This is a genomic window from Helicobacter kayseriensis (assembly GCF_021300655.1).
In the GTDB taxonomy this organism is placed as follows: domain Bacteria; phylum Campylobacterota; class Campylobacteria; order Campylobacterales; family Helicobacteraceae; genus Helicobacter_G; species Helicobacter_G kayseriensis.
Window position 1 is genome coordinate 61,688 of record NZ_JAJTNB010000002.1, and the last position, 18,339, is coordinate 80,026.

General features: G+C 37.8%; 21 protein-coding genes. 10 read left to right on the forward strand and 11 right to left on the reverse strand.

All coding sequences use genetic code 11. The features are described 5' to 3' along the window. The first annotated feature begins 3 nt into the window (after positions 1-3). Both LW137_RS02325 and LW137_RS02330 read left to right on the forward strand, forming a co-directional pair. The gene (locus tag LW137_RS02325) at positions 4-309 is read left to right on the forward strand and encodes a hypothetical protein (protein WP_233032827.1); all 306 of its coding nucleotides are present in this window, start codon (positions 4-6) and stop codon (positions 307-309) included. Between the two features lies 1 nt (position 310). After that, a complete protein-coding gene (locus tag LW137_RS02330) occupies positions 311-1,246 on the forward strand; it encodes a glycosyltransferase family 2 protein (protein ID WP_233032828.1) in 936 nt (311 codons plus the stop codon). Here the strand turns inward: LW137_RS02330 and LW137_RS02335 are convergent. The 4 genes from LW137_RS02335 to speA form a co-directional block, all read right to left on the reverse strand. Then, on the reverse strand, positions 1,243-1,941 hold the full coding sequence (locus LW137_RS02335) for a glycosyltransferase family 9 protein (RefSeq protein ID WP_233032830.1): 699 nt from the start codon (positions 1,939-1,941) through the stop codon (positions 1,243-1,245). The genes LW137_RS02330 and LW137_RS02335 overlap by 4 nt on opposite strands. A 96-nt stretch (positions 1,942-2,037) precedes the next feature. Next, positions 2,038-2,187 carry a hypothetical protein gene (locus LW137_RS02340; RefSeq protein ID WP_233032831.1) on the reverse strand — a complete coding sequence of 50 codons (150 nt, stop codon included), beginning with the start codon at positions 2,185-2,187 and terminating at the stop codon, positions 2,038-2,040. Next, positions 2,184-3,170, reverse strand: a complete 987-nt coding sequence (locus LW137_RS02345) for a glycosyltransferase family 9 protein (RefSeq protein ID WP_233032833.1) — start codon at positions 3,168-3,170, stop codon at positions 2,184-2,186. The genes LW137_RS02340 and LW137_RS02345 overlap by 4 nt, the downstream gene beginning before the upstream one ends. A gap of 10 nt (positions 3,171-3,180) precedes the next feature. Then, positions 3,181-5,028 (reverse strand): arginine decarboxylase, encoded by a 1,848-nt coding sequence (speA, locus tag LW137_RS02350; RefSeq protein ID WP_233032835.1) that lies wholly within the window; start codon positions 5,026-5,028, stop codon positions 3,181-3,183. Between the two features lie 69 nt (positions 5,029-5,097). Between speA and ybeY the strand changes: the two genes are divergently transcribed. The 8 genes from ybeY (at position 5,098) to LW137_RS02390 (ending at position 9,825) form a co-directional block, all read left to right on the forward strand. Beyond that, positions 5,098-5,514, forward strand: coding sequence for an rRNA maturation RNase YbeY (gene ybeY, locus LW137_RS02355; protein WP_233033155.1), 417 nt, complete (start codon positions 5,098-5,100; stop codon positions 5,512-5,514). Positions 5,515-5,719: 205 nt separating this feature from the next. Beyond that, on the forward strand, positions 5,720-5,983 hold the full coding sequence (locus LW137_RS02360) for a DUF411 domain-containing protein (protein WP_233032836.1): 264 nt from the start codon (positions 5,720-5,722) through the stop codon (positions 5,981-5,983). Positions 5,984-6,049: 66 nt separating this feature from the next. Beyond that, complete coding sequence (locus LW137_RS02365) at positions 6,050-6,433, forward strand: SH3 domain-containing protein (RefSeq protein WP_233032838.1); 384 nt, start codon at positions 6,050-6,052, stop codon at positions 6,431-6,433. Further along, positions 6,430-7,245, forward strand: coding sequence for a shikimate dehydrogenase (locus LW137_RS02370; protein WP_233032840.1), 816 nt, complete (start codon positions 6,430-6,432; stop codon positions 7,243-7,245). The genes LW137_RS02365 and LW137_RS02370 overlap by 4 nt, the downstream gene beginning before the upstream one ends. 16 nt (positions 7,246-7,261) lie before the next feature. Then, the gene (gatC, locus tag LW137_RS02375) at positions 7,262-7,540 is read left to right on the forward strand and encodes an Asp-tRNA(Asn)/Glu-tRNA(Gln) amidotransferase subunit GatC (protein WP_233032841.1); all 279 of its coding nucleotides are present in this window, start codon (positions 7,262-7,264) and stop codon (positions 7,538-7,540) included. After that, entirely contained in the window at positions 7,540-8,241 is a 702-nt protein-coding gene (ung, locus tag LW137_RS02380) for a uracil-DNA glycosylase (RefSeq protein WP_233032844.1), read from the forward strand. Before gatC ends, ung begins: the two co-directional genes overlap by 1 nt. Positions 8,242-8,405: 164 nt before the next feature. Continuing rightward, the gene (locus tag LW137_RS02385; RefSeq protein WP_233032846.1) at positions 8,406-9,056 is read left to right on the forward strand and encodes an outer membrane beta-barrel protein; all 651 of its coding nucleotides are present in this window, start codon (positions 8,406-8,408) and stop codon (positions 9,054-9,056) included. Between the two features lie 82 nt (positions 9,057-9,138). After that, a complete protein-coding gene (locus LW137_RS02390; RefSeq protein WP_233032847.1) occupies positions 9,139-9,825 on the forward strand; it encodes an outer membrane beta-barrel protein in 687 nt (228 codons plus the stop codon). Positions 9,826-9,977: 152 nt separating this feature from the next. On the opposite strand, the gene LW137_RS02395 is transcribed toward LW137_RS02390, so the two are convergent. The 7 genes from LW137_RS02395 to LW137_RS02425 form a co-directional block, all read right to left on the reverse strand. Further along, on the reverse strand, positions 9,978-11,183 hold the full coding sequence (locus tag LW137_RS02395; RefSeq protein WP_233032848.1) for an argininosuccinate synthase: 1,206 nt from the start codon (positions 11,181-11,183) through the stop codon (positions 9,978-9,980). A gap of 10 nt (positions 11,184-11,193) precedes the next feature. After that, positions 11,194-11,793: a rhodanese-like domain-containing protein gene (locus tag LW137_RS02400; protein WP_233032849.1), complete on the reverse strand. Its 600-nt coding sequence runs from the start codon at positions 11,791-11,793 to the stop codon at positions 11,194-11,196. A 1-nt stretch (position 11,794) separates the two neighbouring features. Further along, complete coding sequence (locus LW137_RS02405; protein ID WP_233032850.1) at positions 11,795-14,419, reverse strand: valine--tRNA ligase; 2,625 nt, start codon at positions 14,417-14,419, stop codon at positions 11,795-11,797. A gap of 115 nt (positions 14,420-14,534) precedes the next feature. Next, entirely contained in the window at positions 14,535-14,747 is a 213-nt protein-coding gene (locus LW137_RS02410) for an HP1242/YdcH family protein (RefSeq protein ID WP_233032851.1), read from the reverse strand. A 54-nt stretch (positions 14,748-14,801) separates the two neighbouring features. After that, positions 14,802-15,968 carry a conjugal transfer protein TraF gene (traF, locus tag LW137_RS02415; RefSeq protein ID WP_233032852.1) on the reverse strand — a complete coding sequence of 389 codons (1,167 nt, stop codon included), beginning with the start codon at positions 15,966-15,968 and terminating at the stop codon, positions 14,802-14,804. Positions 15,969-15,979: 11 nt separating this feature from the next. Further along, the gene (argJ, locus tag LW137_RS02420) at positions 15,980-17,185 is read right to left on the reverse strand and encodes a bifunctional glutamate N-acetyltransferase/amino-acid acetyltransferase ArgJ (protein ID WP_233032853.1); all 1,206 of its coding nucleotides are present in this window, start codon (positions 17,183-17,185) and stop codon (positions 15,980-15,982) included. After that, a complete protein-coding gene (locus tag LW137_RS02425) occupies positions 17,182-18,333 on the reverse strand; it encodes a potassium channel family protein (RefSeq protein WP_233032854.1) in 1,152 nt (383 codons plus the stop codon). Before LW137_RS02425 ends, argJ begins: the two co-directional genes overlap by 4 nt. Positions 18,334-18,339: the final 6 nt, after the last annotated feature.

The window sequence follows — 18,339 nt, forward strand, 5'->3', positions numbered from 1 at the left end:
TTTATGGCTGTATCATCGATTGGAAATTTAACTTATATCAATCAAAATGCGCAGATAGGTGCAAGTGCTCAAGCCCATGCTCAACATCGTGGCGATATTGCCCATCTTGCTAATATGCAAGACTTTCAAAATAGATTGGGCGAAGTGCAGGAAGTCAAAAAGCTTGAAGAAAATGAGGCGCTCAATCCAGATAGAGATTCCAAAAGACAAAGACAAGAAGATCAAGATCGTCAAAAAAGACATTTACAAGAGCAAGCAAAAGAAAAAACTTGTTTTGTAAGCGATCATATTTTAGATATTAAGGCATAAGATGAAGATCAGTGGTTTTACATTTTTGAAAAATGGAAATATCTTGGGGTACCCCTTTAGAGAATCTATTTTATCTATCTTGCCCTTGGTTGATGAGTTTATCGTCAATGTAGGTGAGAGTGAAGATGATACATTGGAACAAGTGTTGGCTTTGCAAAAAGAACATCCAAAAATCAAAGTGCTGACTTCATCTTGGTGTGAGAAGATGATAAGCAAGGGATATGTTTATGGACAGCAAAAAATGATCGCACAATTTCAATGCAGTGGAGATTGGGCATTTTATTTGGAAGCTGATGAGGTCTTACACGAGGAAGATTTGGAGCGCATCAAAAGTGCGATGGAAGCTTATTTGAATGATCCTGAAGTGGAGGCTTTGGCTTTTTCGTATCGTCATTTTTATGGCAATGCTCATACTTATGCTTCTTCTCCTGCATGGTATCGCTCTGAAGTGAGGGCAATCAAAACAAGTGTGAGGAGCTATGCCCCTGATGGACTTTTTTGGGTTGTTTTAGATGAGAGCAATAAAAAGGGGCGTTATCCTCAAGCAGTTTTAATCAATGCGACTATTTATCATTATGGTTGGGTTAGAAGCGAAGAAAAAATGACACTCAAACACAGCAAGGTCGCCAAATATTGGAAGCATCGTCCCAATACATATCATTACAGAGAGATTGATTCTCAAGTTTTGCATTTATTTAACGGGACGCATCCTCAGGTAGCACACAAATGGCTAGAAGAAAACACAGATCATTTTTCTGTCCATCAGCTTTTTGAGGCAAATCCTCGCCACAAGCTTACTTCAAGAGAAAAAAGGCATCGCATTTTAATGAAGTTTGAAAAACTCTTTGGATGCGATTTTTCACTGAAGCACTATAGGGCGATCAAAAAATCTCCCATTCAAATTTGTTGCCACAAAAAGCAGTGTTGCTGTTCTTAGTGAGATTGTAAGAGCTGTTGGGATATGTGGATTGTATCTGTAATGGCTTGATGGGAAGAAATTTGGTCCAAAATCACATAGTGCATTTGATCTCCTCCCCATTTGATTGTATCTTTATGTGAAAATAAACCAATACTTGGAATGCCAAGATTGTCTGCAATATGGATATTTCCTGTGCTTGGGGAGATAACTAAATTCATTCTTGTAATGAGTTCTACAAGATTAAGAAGATCTGAATTGTTTTCAAAGATAAAAAAATTAGGATGGTCAATCAACTCTTGGGAAAAAGTTTTGTAAATAAGCGTTGAGCGATTCTCAAAGGTGGGCAAGATGATGTTGTGTTGTTGTACTAAGTGAAGTGTGATCTGTTCATATTCTTGCAAGGTGAGATTGTTTTTTGCTGCAAAGCCAAAGGGATTGAGCATTACGATTGATTTTTGATCTTTTGCAAGGGGTGCAAGAAAAGAGTCGATGCGTTCTTTGTGTTTGGGAAGGGTTTGGAGTTTGTAATCTTGGATGTCTGAAAGCTTGAGTTTTGGGGATGGTAAGATCAGCTGAATAAGATCAAGAAGATTTTGTTTTTCGCTTTGGGGTTTAGCTTTATAAGAGATAAAGGTGGATTTGATTCTGAAATCAAAAAGATTATAGAGTTTAAGATAGGTGATGATTTTTTTGGCATTGCTCTGTTTAAGCATTGAAATGGTGCGTTTATCGCAATTGCTTGAGATGAGATAATCTAGATTAAAATGAGAGACTTGCGCAGGGTTTTGATAGGGAAGTATTTGCTCAATCTATGGGAGGCCTTGATAAAGGTTGAGGCCAATTTCATTGGTAAAAATGCAAAGAAAGCATGAAGGATAAGCTTGTTTTATAGCGCGAATAGCAGGGATTGCTACAACACTATCTCCAATCCTTGCATCAATATAAAAACCAATTTTCACTGCAACAATCTCCCAAATATTCGAATAGTTTCTTCAATCAGTTTATCTTCACAATCCTTGCTCATTTTTTCTTTTTTATAAGGAATGGGGATTAGATTTTCTAAAAGCATATTTTCTCCCCTCCAAAGGATTCTGTCCCTTTGGCTAAAAAGTCCCAAAAGAGGGATGTGTAGATTATTGGCAATGTGCGCATTCCCTGTGCTTGGAGAGATGAGCAATGAGAGTCTAGAGATAAGTTCAATAAGGTTAAATAAATCTGAATTATTTTTGAAAACAACAAGATTGGGGAGAGAGTATGGGAGCTTGAGATGAATTGGATTGCCTTCATAAGTTGGAAGAATGAAAAGGATGTGAGGATAGAGTGAAGCTAGAGTTTGGGAGAGTTTGAGCCATCCTTGAAGTGTGAGATTATGAGAACAGGTGCGCGAAAAGGGATTGATCATTACAAACTTAGAATAGGAGCGATAGGGAGTGAGAAAGGCATCAATATAGGCCTTGTTTGAAGGTTTGGTGCGCAAGATTGTAGGAGAAAAATCAATTGAGTGAATTTGAGAATCAAACACTTTGGGGTTGATCTCTCTGACTAGTCTAAGCATTCTTTGGTGTTGAGAGAGTGAGCTAAAGTTTCTTGAGATAAAAAGAGTGCGGAATTTGGTTTTAAAAATACTTCCTAAGCTCAAAAGAGAAATAACCACCTTGGCATTGGTTTGATTGATGAGTTTGCATCTCCAACGATTGGCTTGTGTCAAGATAAAAAAATCAAATTTATAAGAATTGATGTGTGCTTTGATGACTTCTTTTGATTGTGTTTGCATATTAAATAAGACATCAATAAAATCATATTGCTCATAAAGTTCCATTCCAATTGAATTGGTATAAACAATTAAAGTGCATTGCGGATAAAGGGCCTTGATAGCATACATTGCTGGGATAGAGACAAGATTGTCTCCGATGAGAGCATCACGATAAAAGCCAATTTGCATCTTGTTCCTTTTATTCTAAGGGGGTAATTGTTTTGAGATACACATTTTCGCTCAACATGACATAGAGGCGTCCTAGAAGATCTTTTTTGCTTTCTTCATTGAGATCTTCTCGTTCTTCGATTCTGAGCTTTAAGCGACGCTCGATTTCTTTAGTGTCATAATCAATATCATCAAGTGCATCAAGAATTGTTTGAGCCTCTAAAATATTGGTAATCTCATAGCCTTTATTGAGATCAGGATCAAGCACGACGCTAAATTCTGTAGGATGAGTGAAAAGATTGTGTCGCATTCCAAGCACTTCTTGATAGGCTCCTACTAGAAAAAATCCTAAGAAATAATCCTCTTTAGTGACATCTACATCATGTAAAAATAGGGGTTTTGAGCTATCAAAAGCAATCTCTCCATCACTATCACAAGTGATATCCCATAAGCTTGCACTTCGATTTGGGCGTTTATTGAGGCGATCTAGGGGCATAACAGGGAAAGTTTGTCCAAGCCCCCAATAATCAGGCAGGCTTTGGAAAAAAGAACAATTGAGCAAATAACGCTCTTGGACTTGTTCTTGGATTCTTAAAATCTCATTGTGATTTTTGTGTTTGAGCGTTTTGATGACTTTCTTGATTAGAAGATGGACTAAGACCTCTGTATTGCTTCGATCTTGCAAGTCGATATATCCTAGATCAAAGAGCGTCAAAAGAGATTCCATATGATCAAGGCTATCGTGCAAATACTCAATAGCATTTTTTTCATTGATGCTTTTATAAAGATCGTTGAGCTCTTCAATAAGTGGAGGGTTTTTGTCTTTAAGTTTCAGGGCTTTTTCATCAAACTCCTGCGAGAAGAGCTCTAAAACAGGGGCAATCAATACGGCATGAGAGGCTGCAATAAAACGCCCTGATTCGATATAAATATCGGGTTCGGGCTCTTTTTTGTTTTTAACAATTTCACGCAAAGAAAATACAACATCTCCGCTAAATTCACTTAAAGTGTAGTTGCGATGATTGATTCCGGGATGTTGAGTGTACTCTACAGCAAGCCCTCCGCCAATATTGACACATTTGAGATTTTTTGCTCCCATTTTGCGAAGTTCTGCATAAATGTTGCCCGCTTCTCTGATGGCTTTTTTGAGTGGAGATATATCACTGATTTGGCTTCCGATATGGAAATGAATCATTGTGAAGTGGCTTAGAAGATTGTGTTTTTCAAGCAAAGCAATGGCTTCCAAAAGTTCTGTGCTATTGAGACCAAATTTTGAATTGATCCCGCCACTTTTGGCCCACACGCCAATTCCTGTGCTATGTAGGCGGATTCGCAATCCAATATTGGGATAGGGGGGATTGAAGTCTTTGGCTACTTCGATAATGGTTTCAAGCTCATTGAGTCCTTCGATTGTTAGGGTGATCTCGTGCCCCATATTTGCAGCAATAAATCCTAGAGAAATCATTTCTTTGTCTTTAAAACCATTGACTGTAATGGGGGAGTTTTTATTAGTATAAGCCATTGCCAAGATTAATTCGGCTTTGCTTCCAGCCTCAAGTCCATAGCAACGATCTTGACTAAGTTCAACTAAAGGAAGGACAAAGTTTGGCATTTGATTAACTTTGAGGGGAAAAACCGCTTTAAATGCCCCTTTGTAGTTGTACTCCTTAATTGAGTGCTCAAAACAATTAAAAATTTTATCAATTTGATTCTTAATCAAATGAGGGAAGCGTAGCAAAAGAGGGCCACGATAGCCTTGATCGCGTATGTCTTTGACGATATCAATGAGTGCAGGCTTGGTCTGTGTGCCGATTTTGACAACCCCATCTTCAATAATAAAATCATTGTTTGACCAAAAATTTATTCCATAATCAACCATTGCAAAAACCCCTGTGATAGACTTTTGAGAAAAGAAAAAATTATATCAATAATGATAGGGTTTGAGAGTATGGTTTATTTTGAGAATCAAAGTGATCTAGAATTTGGTGAATTGGGACTTGAAAGATTAATTGAGGGGATGAGTGAGTCCCTTGTGGAAGTTTATGTGCTAAATGATAATGAGATGATTGAGCTTAATCGTGATTTTCGTCAAAAGAATGAATTGACTGATGTGCTTTCATTTCCCTGTGATGCTGTAGTCCCAAATTTGCCTTTGGGGAGTATTGTAATGAGTGCATCGCTAATTAAACAAAAGGCCAAAGAATTTGGACATAGTATTGAAGAGGAGCTTCAGCTTTTGTTTATCCATGGTTTTTTGCATCTTTTGGGATTTGATCATGAGGTGGATAGCGGAGAGCATCGTCAAAAAGAAGAAGAAATGATTAGAAAATTTGGATTGCCTGCAAGTTTAATTGTGCGTGTTTAATTTGTGATACCTTTCGCATTTTATTTTAAGTATGAGGGAAAAGATGAAATATTTGATTGCTCTGTGTTTGGGTTGTGTTCTTGCATTTGGTGCGCCCAAAGTCTATGTTTATTCAAGTCCAGGTTGAGGGTGTTGCGGGCTTTGGTCAAAGCACTTAAGAGAAAATGGATTTGAAGTTAAAGATATTAAAGATGTCCAAAAGTGGTTGGAGGTCAAGGCAAAATATAATTTGCCTCAAGATTTTAGAAGTTGCCATACTGCAGTTGTAGATGGGTACTTTTTAGAGGGCCATATTCCTGCTCAAGATATTCAGCGATTATTGCAAGAAAAACCTTCTGGAGTGATTGGGCTGAGTGTCCCTGGTATGCCAATTGGAAGCCCAGGAATGGAGCAGGGGAGCTATAGGGAATCTTATCGCGTATTTTATTTTACAAAGGATGGGGATGTGGGGATATGGGCTAGACATTGATTTTTGATTAATCAAAGAGCATATTTTTTGCTTTTTTACAGAATTCTTTTGTGTAAGGAATGGTGTATGCCTTTTGTATTTGATATGAGAAGAGTTTTGGTTTTTTGTCGCCTGTATTTGCTTCCTTTGTGTTCTGTTTTAATGGGGGTTGTTGTTTATGTGGTTTTTTATTTGAGTTTGAGCGCTCAAGTGCATTGGAAGTTTTTGTCCCTAGATTCTAGTAGGTCTATTGATGGCTCTCATCAGGCCAAATCAAATGAAGTCGGATCTGAAAATCTTTATAGTGTTTCTGTAAAAGCTTTAAATGTTCGCCAAGAACCAAATATTAAATCTGAGATTATAAAAACAATACCTCAATTTGAAAGAGTGTCTGTTTGGGAAGTTAGAAATGGCTGGGCACGCATTGATACTGGATGGGTGATGCTTAGGTTTTTGGGGAGAGAAAAATGAGGTATTTTGGAGTTATTGGATCCCCTATTCATCATTCTCTTTCGCCTTTAATCCATAATTTTTTATTTTCTTATTTGGGGATTTCTGCCCACTATGATAAGTTTGATATTCCCTCTCCCTCTCTTCTTGCATCAACTCTTCAATCTTTAAGCGGGGCAAATATCACTCTTCCTTACAAAGAGGAAGTTTTTGGTTTATGCGATGAGGTTAGGGGATTTGCCCAAGAAGTTGAAGCAGTCAATACGGTGTTGTGTAGAAATCAGAAGCTTTGTGGATTCAATACAGATGGTCTTGGGTTTTGGGAGTGTATTAAGAATCTTGAGTTGAAAACAGCACTGGTTTTGGGTGCTGGTGGGAGCGCTCGCGCAATTGCAATGATGCTAAAAAAACAAGGTGTGGATACAATGATTTATAATCGGACGCCTTCAAAGGTAGATTTTTTTCTCTCTAGGGGAATAGGGGTTTTGGAAACATTGGAAGTAAAAGAAGTCGATCTTTTGGTACATACAACAAGTGTTGGGCTGGATGGAAAATCTCTTCCTTATCAGCAAGAAAAGCTTCAATCTTTGGTGTCTAAAGCAAAATATGTTTTTGATGTGATCTATCCTTCTCAAAAGGGGATTGTTGGCATTGATCAATTTAGGGATTTTTTCTTATCTCGTCCAAAGACAGCTTTTCTTGGTTTGTCAAGTCAAGGAATGGATGGATTAGAAATGTTGCTTTATCAAGCTTTTTTTGCATTTGAGATTTTTTGTGATGGGCAATATTGCTTTGAGGAATTGAAGGCTTTGTTTTATAATTCTTTGAAATGATGATAAGGGAGTAGAAATGCAAATTGATGATGCATTGTTGGATAAACTGCAGAAATTAGGGATGGTCGAGATTGCTCAAGATAAGAGAGAAGAGGTGAAAAATCAACTTTCAGAGATTTTGAGATTTGTAGAGAATCTAAAAAATGTTCAAACAGATGAAGTCAGTCATGTATCAAGTCTCAAAACTCCACTAAGAGAGGACAAGGTGATTGATTCTCAAATACGCCATGATGTTCTTGCACATGCCCCAAAAACACAAGATGGGTTTTTTGTCGTTCCAAAGATTATTGAATAATGGATTTGGATCGCATCAAAATTTCTCAAGAGTGGAAAGAGGCTCTAAAAGAGGAGTTTTCTAAGCCTTATTTTGAAACAATTCGCTCTTGTTATATTGGTGCAAAGAAAAGGGGGGATGTGATTTTCCCTGCAGGAAGACTGACATTTGAGGCCCTAAACCGTGTAGCTCCAAAAGATTTAAAAGTTGTTGTTTTGGGGCAAGATCCTTATCATGGTGAGATTTGTGTTGATGGAAGATGGATCCCTCAGGCAATGGGACTTAGTTTTAGTGTTCCAAAACCGCTTCCTCCCCCTCCAAGTCTCAAAAATATCTATAAAGAACTTCAAGAATCTTTGGGCATTACCCCTCCTAAGCATGGAGATCTATCGCGATGGTGTGAGCAGGGCGTAATGCTTCTTAATGCGATCTTATCCGTCAAGAAAGGAGAGCCCGGATCTCATGCCTATTTTGGCTGGGAATATTTCACAGATTCGATCATTTCTTATATTTCTTCTCATCTTGATGGTGTTGTTTTTATGTTGTGGGGAAAGTATGCGCAAAAAAAGCTCTCTCTTATTGATTGTAAAAGGCACTGTGCTGTTATTGCTCCTCATCCTAGCCCCTTGGCAAGAGGATTTGTGGGGAGTGGAGCTTTTGTCAGTGCCAATGAGGCCTTAAAGAGATTTGGAAAATTGCCCATTGATTGGGGGAAGCTTTAAAATAGAGGTATTGAGCAGATGAGATTGAACGATAATATTTTGTTGCATTTTTTCTAGTAGAATGAAATAGGGTTTAGGAAATCCCTAAACTTTTATAGCTATATGTCGATTTAGTAAAGTATCTTTAAGCTAAAGATCATTTGGCTAAATTAAAAGGAGAAAAAATGAAGAAAAAAATCTTAAGTGTTGTTTTAGCTTCATGTGCTTTGGCTTCAATGGCTCAAGCAAGATTTTATGTTGGGATTGAGGGTGGATATAGTGCTCAGTCGGCTTATGATAGTAAGACAAGTGGAAAAAATACATTTGGTGCTACTTATGCTGGAACAGGAGTTATTAGTAATGCACTTAATAGTGGCTATAGTGGCTATAGTGTAGGGGGAGTATTTGGAACAGAAGATTTTTTTGGTAAGTATTTTGGGACAAGATGGGGACTTGGTGCTGGATACACTTCTGTTTCTAAGACAGAAAATGGAAGCACTCATACTTTTAATTCTGTAGATGCTGGATTAAGCGTTGATTTATTGCTCAATTTCTACAATAACGGAAGCTTTAGCTTTGGTGTATTTGGTGGAGCAAGTGCTGATTATCATTATGTGCTTAGTGGAAGATGGAATGGATTAAATGAACATTTGATGGATTTTTCAGGAAGAGTGGGTGTTACAACAATGATGGCAAAACATCATCGTATCGAGTTTATGGCCAAACTCCCAATTGCTTCAATGAATGCAACAAATTCTTCATCTAGCTATGTATTGGGAGGAGCTTTAGCTCCCGCAAGAACAACATTTAGCGCTAGCTATAAATTTGTTTTCTAATCGATCGTTAGAAAACTTTGAGGGGGGAGGGGGTGTTTATAAATCTTCTTAAATTAATATTTGAGACCTTCAGGAGGTTCCCATGAAAAGATTATCGATCTTGATAAGCACTATATTACTATCAACGACATTGGCTCAAGCAAGGTTTTATATTGGGATTGAGGGTGGATATAGTGTTGAAAAAAGTTATGAGGGGAATAACGCGTTTAATATTTCAAAAACTTATGTCATACGCGATGCTTTTAAAGAGGGTGCGAGGGGCTATAGCCTTGGGATTAATTTAGGAAGTGAAAACTTTTATGCGCCATATTTTGGAACGAGATTTGGGTTTGGGGTAGGATATACCTCTGTTGATCAAAAAGCGGATGGAAGTGGATTAGTAGATCAAAAATTATCTTATATAGATACAGGAATTTATTTTGATCTAATGACAAACCTTTATAGCAGTTCAAAATTTAGTTTTGGTGTTTTTGGTGGGGTTGATATGCGCTATCACTATCGTTTAAATAAGATTCAGATTCAAAAAGAAGAAGGGGAAATTGATTATTTCTTTGATGATCTTTTTGAGGATGTATTTTCTGATCTTGTGAATGGTCGCCATTTGGTTGATTTTGGTGGACGAGTTGGTATAAGCATGTTGATCGCTTCACATCATCGGATTGATTTGTTGGCAAGACTCCCTATTGCTTCGTTGAAATCGGGCTTTATCGGCGGATCCACACTTCCTGCAAAAACAAGTTTAAATGTAGGATATAGTTTTGTTTTCTAAAAAGAAATAGGGGAGGGGAGTGTAATTTTTTATTATCAATATTAAGCAGGAGAGGAAAATGCTTTTGCTTATTTTTTTAAAAGAGGATTTTGATTTAATTTTTGATTTGAAATTTCTATTTGTTAGTCCCCCTCCCCTTTTTTTAAGATAAATTATTTTTGTTTTCCGGCAATAATGAAGCGTAAGGCGTTGAGTTTAATAAAGCCTTGAGCATCAGCTTGATTATATACGCAATCTTCCTCAAAAGTTGAATAAGCTTCATCAAAAAGTGATTTGGGTGATTTTCGTCCAGTGACAATAATGTTTCCCTTATAAAGTTTTAATCTAACTTCCCCTTCAACATTTTCCTGTGTTTTATCAATGAGAGCTTGCAATGCTTCTCTTTCACGACTAAACCAATATCCATTATAAATAAGGGAGGCATATTTAGGCATCAATTCATCTTTAAGATGAGCCTCTTCTCGATCCAAAGTGATACTTTCGATTGCGCGGTGAGCCTTGAGAAGAATGCTTCCTCCTGGCGTTTCATAGCATCCTCTTGATTTCATTCCTACATAGCGATTTTCTACAATGTCAAGACGTCCGATTCCATGCTTTCCTCCAAGCGTATTGAGCTGACTTAAAAGATTGGCTGGACTTAGGACTGTTCCATTCAAGCTGATTGCATCACCATTTTTAAACCCAATTATGATTTCCTCAGCGGTATCTGGAGCATCAAATGGAGAGGTTGTCCATCTCCACATGCTTTCTTCGGGTTCTGCATAAGGATCTTCCAAAATCTGTCCCTCATAAGAAATATGCAAAAGATTTGCATCCATAGAATAGGGGGATTGGTTGGGTTTTTTATCAATAGGAATGCCTGCATTTTGTGCATACGTCAAGAGCTTTTCACGGCTATTAAGATCCCATTCTCTCCAAGGTGCAATTACTTTGATGGAAGGATTGAGGGCATAAGCTCCAAGCTCAAAGCGCACCTGATCATTTCCCTTTCCTGTTGCTCCATGAGCAATTGCATCAGCACCAACTTCTTTGGCGATTTCTATAAGCCTTTTGGTAATCAATGGGCGCGCAATGCTTGTACCAAGCAAATACTCCCCTTCATAAATTGTGTTGGCTCTAAACATTGGAAAAACAAAATCGCGTACAAATTCTTCTTGAAGATTCTCAATAAAGATATTTTCATCTTTAATTCCTAAAAGCTTTGCTTTGGCTCTTGCTGGCTCGACTTCTTCTCCTTGTCCAATATCTGCAGTAAAAGTTACAACCTCACATTGATAAGTATCTCCGAGCCATTTAAGAATGACGCTTGTATCCAATCCTCCAGAATAAGCTAAGACAACTTTTTTGATCTTTTGCATAATATCTCCTTTATTGACAGCATTTTGGTGTTTCATTAGTGGTCAAAAGCCCTTGAGCTTTCCAAGAAGCTAGATCTCCAATGAGGCGATAAACATTATGATAGCCCATTTTTTTGGCCCACATGCTTGCAATATCTGCTGGTGTAGCTTGATATGGGGAAGAAGTAGATTGGTCATAAAAAACAAGAGTAGCAAAAAGATTGTTACCCAATTTTTTGCTAAAACTTTCTTGAGAGCCTTTTTGGGGGTTCCAAGTGAGTTTTCCATCTGGAGAAAGAAAAGCAGAATCAAATTCAAAATGTTTGGTGCCCTTGAGATGTTCTAGAAGATATTTTCCTTTAGGAGAGGCATCAATGAGAACAACCTGCTTATCTTGAAGCCATTGTTTGAGCGTTTGAGCATTAATGAGTTGATAATTAAACGCATAGCTTCGATCTATCATCGTTTGAGCATCATCAATAGAAGTTTGCGGTACATTTGTAACCTTTTCTCCATTTTGAAGTTTTGTGATAATTTCCTCAAGCTGGACTTGATTTTGAGCGACATTGGAGGTCTCTTTGCATCCCATAAGGAACGCCAAAACAATGCAGGGGATTAAAAACTTTTTCATTTTATGTCCTTAATATTTTAAGTTGATTTTGGATTGCTTCAAGTTTTTCTTGTGCTTTTTGAAGCCCTTCTTGATTTGATTGTAGAACTTCAAGAGGAGCATTTTGCACAAATTTTTCATTTTTAAGTAAATTGGAAAGCTTGTTGATTTCTATTTCAAGCTTTTTGTGCTGATTTTCACATCTAGCGATAATGGAACTCAAATTGATCCCGCTAAGTTCTACATAACATTCGCAAAATTCCCCAATATCCCCAATGCAGCTTTGGGGCTTTTGTTCAACAATAATACATTGCTCAACTTTAGCAAGCTTGCATACAAAGAGATTAAAAATTTGAGAATCTTGAAAGTTTGTTTTGACAAAAACTGATCCTTTGAATTCTCCATTGAGATCAAGCATAATTTTTAGTCGTCTGATTGAAGTGATTGCATCTTTGATGATGCTAAACTCTTTTTCTCTTTGTGCGTGACGCTCTTTGGGCTGAGGGAATGGAGTTATCATAATTGAAGTAGAGTGCTCTAGTGTTTGTTTTTGGAGTGTGTGATAGAGATATTCGCTTAGAAATGGCATAAAAGGATGGAGCAATTTTAAGGCCTGCAAAAAGATACTACCAAGCTCTAAGAGGCTTTCTTTTTGGGCTTTTGCAAGCTCAATTCCCCAATCACAAAATTCACCCCAGAAGAAATGATAAAGAATACTTGCAGATTCATTAAAGCGATATGATTCTAATGCAGAAGAAAATTCAGAAATCGTATGGTTAAGACGAGAATGCAGATATTGTCCTAGGGGGGTGCTGTATTCTTGAAGCTCTTTGAAGCCCTCTTGAATTCCGGCTTGTTCAAGATTGAGGAGAAGAAAATTTCCTGCATTGAAAATTTTATTGGCGAAATTTTTGGCAAGGTCTAAATCTTTGTCAGAAAGTTTAATATCTCTTCCTTGTGCGCACAGATAAGCCAAAGCAAAGCGCAATGCATCCGCTCCATGGCTTTGAATTTTTTCCAAAGGATCAATCACATTTCCCACGCTTTTGCTCATCTTGCGTCCATACTGATCCCTTACAAGTGCATGTAAATAAATGTCTTTAAAGGGAATCTGCCCCAATGTAGATTCTCCACTTAAAAGCATTCTTGCAACCCAGAAAAAGAGAATATCAAATCCTGTAATAAGGAGTGAGTTGGGATAGAAGCGTTTTAAATCTTCTTCTTTCCACAAAATTCCCTTCCCCCATTCTCCATTTCCCCACCCCAATGTGCTAAATGCCCAAAGTCCAGAGCTAAACCACGTATCAAGCACATCAGAATCTTGAGTGATTTGATGTCCTCCACATTTGGGGCAAGCTTGAGGAGAATCTTCTAGGCTTACAAACTGTTCTCCACACTCACAATAAAAGACAGGAATCTGATGTCCCCACCAAAGTTGGCGAGAGATACACCATGGACGCAATTCTCTCATCCATGCATTGTAATTATTTTTCCATTGAGGGGGGAAAAATTGAGCTTTTCCATCATTAATGGCCTTAATTGCGCCTTCAGCAATTTTTGGAGACACAAACCATTGTTTGGAGATATAGGGCTCAACAATATTTCCACAACGATAGCATTTCCCTACCTGATTGGTGTATTCCTCTATTTTTTCGACAAAACCCATTTCCTGAAGCTTTTGTATGATGATTTCGCGAGCTTCTAGGCGCTCCAATCCTTGAAACTCTCCAGCATATTCATTAAGGATTCCGTGCTTGTCAAAGATTGTAATAAAATCTAGATTGTGTCGTTTTCCCACTTCATAATCATTGATATCGTGGGCTGGAGTAACCTTTACGCATCCTGTTCCAAACTCTATATCTACAGTCTCATCAGCAATAATGGGGATGGGGCGATTAAGAAGTGGCAGAATGGCGTTTTTTCCGATGAGGTGCGTATAGCGAGAATCGTTAGGATTGACCATAACAGCCGTATCTCCAAAAAATGTTTCAGGGCGAGTAGTTGCCACAATGATAAATTGATCTGAATCTTGTATGTGGTAGCGTAAGTGGTATAGTTTTCCTTGATTTTCCTCATACTCAACTTCAATATCAGATAGAGCTCCATCATGCGTGCACCAATTAATCATATAATTGCCCTGATAGATATAGCCCTTGTCATACCACTGCTTGAATGCTGTTTTAACTGAATGTTTAAGTCCATCATCAAGAGTAAAGCGTAATCTGCTCCATGCTGGAGTGATTCCGAGTTGTTCCATTTGAGAGAGGATGGCGCCTCCGCTTTTTTCTTTCCACTCCCAAACTTTTTGTATAAACTTTTCTCTTCCTAGGTCTTCTTTTTTGATTCCCTCTTTGAGGAGTTGTTTTTCTACGACATTTTGAGTGGCAATTCCTGCATGATCCATTCCAGGCTGATAAAGCGTGATATAGCCTTGCATTCTTTTGTATCGCGTAATAATATCTTGAAGCGTAAAAGTCAGAGCATGGCCAATATGAAGCACTCCTGTGACATTAGGAGGAGGCATCATGATGGCAAAAGTTTTGTCTTTTTGGGCAATTTCTGCATTGCCTTCTATTTCAAAATAACCCCTTTCTTTTGTGATTTGATAAATTTGATGTTCGATTTCTTGAGGATGATAATTTTTCATACACAATACCTTTTAAAAATATGCAAATTATAACATTGAAGTTTTTGTGAAATAGAAGTTGAGGGGCAGAGAAGTAAAAATTGTTGCCCCCCCCCCTTTTTTTTTGTTTATTTGGCTATTGATGCTTTTGAAGCATTTGATAAATTTCGTCTTTGAGTCGCAATTTTTCTTTTTTTAACTCATTAATTGTGGCATTAGATGCAATCTCAATGCCTGATTCCATATTGCGAATTTTTTGATCCAGATCGTTGTGTTGATCAAAAATTTTTGCAAAATGCGCATTGGTTTGTTTGAGCTGAGAGATTTCTTCTCGGTATTCGTGTAGCATTTTTTCTCCTTGATTTGAAATCTCTTTATCGTGCCACGAGTTTTTAAATCTTCATTAAAAAGTAAAACTTCCTCCGATTTTTGCTGAGATGAAGTGTGGGATTTTGTAACTTTTAGCTTCAAACATTTTAGAGCTTGCTTGAATAGCAAGGTCAAGAAAACCTAAAAGATTAATGCCTCCAGTCATAATCACGCCTTCTTCAAATTTGTTTGCCATATCTCCCATAAGACCAAAACGCAAATCAATATATTTAAAATCCATCAAAAGCCCCCCTCCAAGCATTTGTGTTTTTGGAGAATTTTCAAACAAAAAGGAGTTGGGGGTCAAGTCCGCATCAAAAGTAAGTGCAAAATATTTGGCAAACTCATAAGAGATTCCAAAGCGCACTTGAGGAAGGATTTTGAATTTTTGGCCCAAGAGGTCAAAGCTTGGAACATTGATATTTTTGGCTACAAGTCCTAGATGGACGCTTTCAATTGGACTATAAAGGATTCCCAAATCAATTCCAAACCAATGAGATAAGTGAAGATTTTGAGGAGCTGTGGTTGAGAGGGCATAGTTTGTTTCTGTGATTGAAGCTGAGATGGAAGAGTGGATTCCCATTGCTCCCATATACTTAATGCTTGCACCAATGCTTACATCTCCACCATTTGTTTCAAATCTCCACCCCCAGCCAATGGGAACTTCAATTAGAGCGACACTTGAAAGGAGTCCTTGTGCTTGGATTGTTTTGTCTTGAAGAGTTGCAGTGATATCTCCAGATCCATAAACAGACAGAAAGCTTGCCATGGTAAAAGCTCCATAGGGATTGCGTTTTTCTATCATCTCTCCTGTTGGGATGCCTTCTTGATTGAGCTTGGGGACTTTGTGTTCCCCTCCAGTGATTTGTATCACAATACCATTTTGTGAGCTTAGGCTAAGTGAATGTGTAGGGCGAGATTGAAAACGATCATAAATTTCTTGTATATTGTTTGTTCCTTGATTAAGAAAAATAGAAACGATATCTTCTAGTCCTTTTTCTTTTGCCTCTATTCCAAAGCTATAGCCAAATTTTCCGCGATTATCGCTTGCCAAAAGTGCGGGGTTGTAGTAGATTCCCCAAGCTGATTTACGCAAGGCAACTCCGCTGTTTCCAAGACCAGCAGAAGTGTTTCCCATCCCTCCAAAACTAAGTGCAAAAAGCCCATAACTTAAGCTTAAAAATAGAGTGATTTTTTTCATATTTTTCTCCTTTAACTTCGATAATCTGAATTGATTTTGACATATGTATGGCCCAAATCGCAGGCATAAGTCGTAAATTCTCCTTCCGCGATTCCCAAATCACATGTGATTGAAAAGCTTTCTTGTTGCATGATTTTTGCAGCTTTTTGTTCTATTTCTTCTGTAAAGAGAATTTTTCCACAGTCAAAAACACAGATGGAGCCTATAAGGATTTTTAATCGATTTTCATAAGCCTCTACTCCACATGATCCAATAGTGGATGCTATTCTCCCCCAATTGGGGTCGCAACCAAAAAGAGCGGTTTTGACAAGCAGGGAGTTTGCAAGTGCTTTGCCTGCGCGCATCGCTTCTTCCTTTGTTTTGGCTCCTTTGATTTGGAATGATACAAGTTTGCTTGCTCCCTCTCCATCCCGAACAATATCAAGGGCAAGTTTTTTCATAATCATTGCAAGGGCTTGATTGAAAGCGTTTTTTTCATAGGCTCCACTTAACCCATTAGCAAAGACAAAAACAGAATCATTGGTGCTTGTATCGCCATCGACACTGATTGCATTGAAAGTAGCTTGAAGGTTTTGATCAACTACTTCTTTGAGTTCTTCTTGTGTAATATGGGCATCTGTAGTAATAAAGCAGAGCATTGTTGCCATAGAGGGTTCTATCATTCCAGCTCCTTTTGCCATTGCTCCAATGCAAAAAGAGCTTCCATCTTCTAAGACAACTTTAAGTGCAATTTCTTTGGCAAACGAGTCTGTTGTGCGTATCGCTTGGCTTGCCCGATGAGCAGATTCTGGAGTATTTTGAGAAAGATCAAAGAGATTGAAGGAATTGATAAGTTTTTGTGTGTCAAGACGCACGCCAATGACGCCTGTGCTTGAGGGAATTGGGTTTTGGATTTGGGGAAAATGTTTTTGAAGTTCTTGCATGACTTGTGCGATGTCTTCTATCCCCTCTTTACCTGTGAGTGCATTGGCATTTTTTGTATTGATTAAAACAAAATTGCTTTTTTTCTCTTTGAGATTTTGTTTGTAATACTGAATGGGTGCAGCTTGAAAACGATTTGTTGTAAAGACTGCGTATGGAGTGATTGGCGGGTCCATATAGATAAATGCTATATCTAGAGCGTGATTTGGCTTAAATCCAGCACTGATTCCATCAGCAAAAAACCCTAAAGGAGCACATATGCCGCCATGGATTGGATAGATTTCATAAGTTTTCATGGGAGTGTATCCTTGGCTAGAGATTGTTTAAATTTTACAGGTTTATTTCTTGACATAATTAATTGTTTTGTTTCTCTAATTCCTTCGCTTGTGCCAATCATGAGGAGCTTAGATTCACTTGGAATGATTGTTTCTCCTGTGGGCATTGTGATATATTTCCCATCTTTTTGTGTAATGCCTACAATAGAGACATTGGTCAGTGTTCTAAAGTTGGCATCTTTAAGTTTTTTGAGGACAACCCAACTGTATTTTGGAACAACAACTTCTTCTAAATCAAGCAGAGTGTCTTTTTTGTAGGCAAATTGTTCTAAGAGGTTTTCCATATCTGGACGCACAGCCATGGCACTTACCCGTTGAGCCATTAGGTCTGTTGGGGAAACGACAGAATTAGCGCCAAGTTTTTTTAATCTCTCAATATCTTCTTGGGTATATGCACTTGCGATAATGTAGTATGGGCGTCGTCCAATTTCTTTTTCAAAAAGCCTTGCTGAAGCGATGAGAGCGATATTATCAGCAGGGGTTTTTGAGAAAGCTACGATACCTTTTGCACTGGCCAAATTTGATTTTGAGATAGCACTATCTGTATGTGGATCACCCATAATGTAATAGGGATATTTATGTTTTTTGGCTTCTTCTTCAAAATTTGGACTGTTATCAACAACAATAAAAGGGATTTGAGCTTCGCGGAATTTTTTAGAAAGCTCAATAGTGTATTCATTGTGATAGCAAACAACATAGTGTCTTTTGAGTCGAACAATCTTTTGCACCATTTTTCGCTCCTTGATGAGTTGGATTAGGATTCCATTATTTAAAATACTAATAACTGTTGCGATACTAAAAGCGATAACTCCTGCTCCTGCAAACATAATAAATGCAGTAAAAAGAATTGCCATAGGGCCAAAATCTTTTTCTTTGAGTGCGCCAAAACCTGTATTTGTAAAGGTATATGCCGTTTGGAAAAATGCATCCATAAGGGAATAATCTTCAAGCCAAATATAGCCCAAAGTTCCAATTAGAAGAAAAATTTGAATTAATAGAAGAGGGAGTCTAAAGTATTTGAGTTGGCCATATAATTCAGAATCTAAATTCTGTGTCGCTTGATATTTAGATTCTCGCCAATGAAGAAGTTTTTTGATATTCCTAAACAAAGGCTC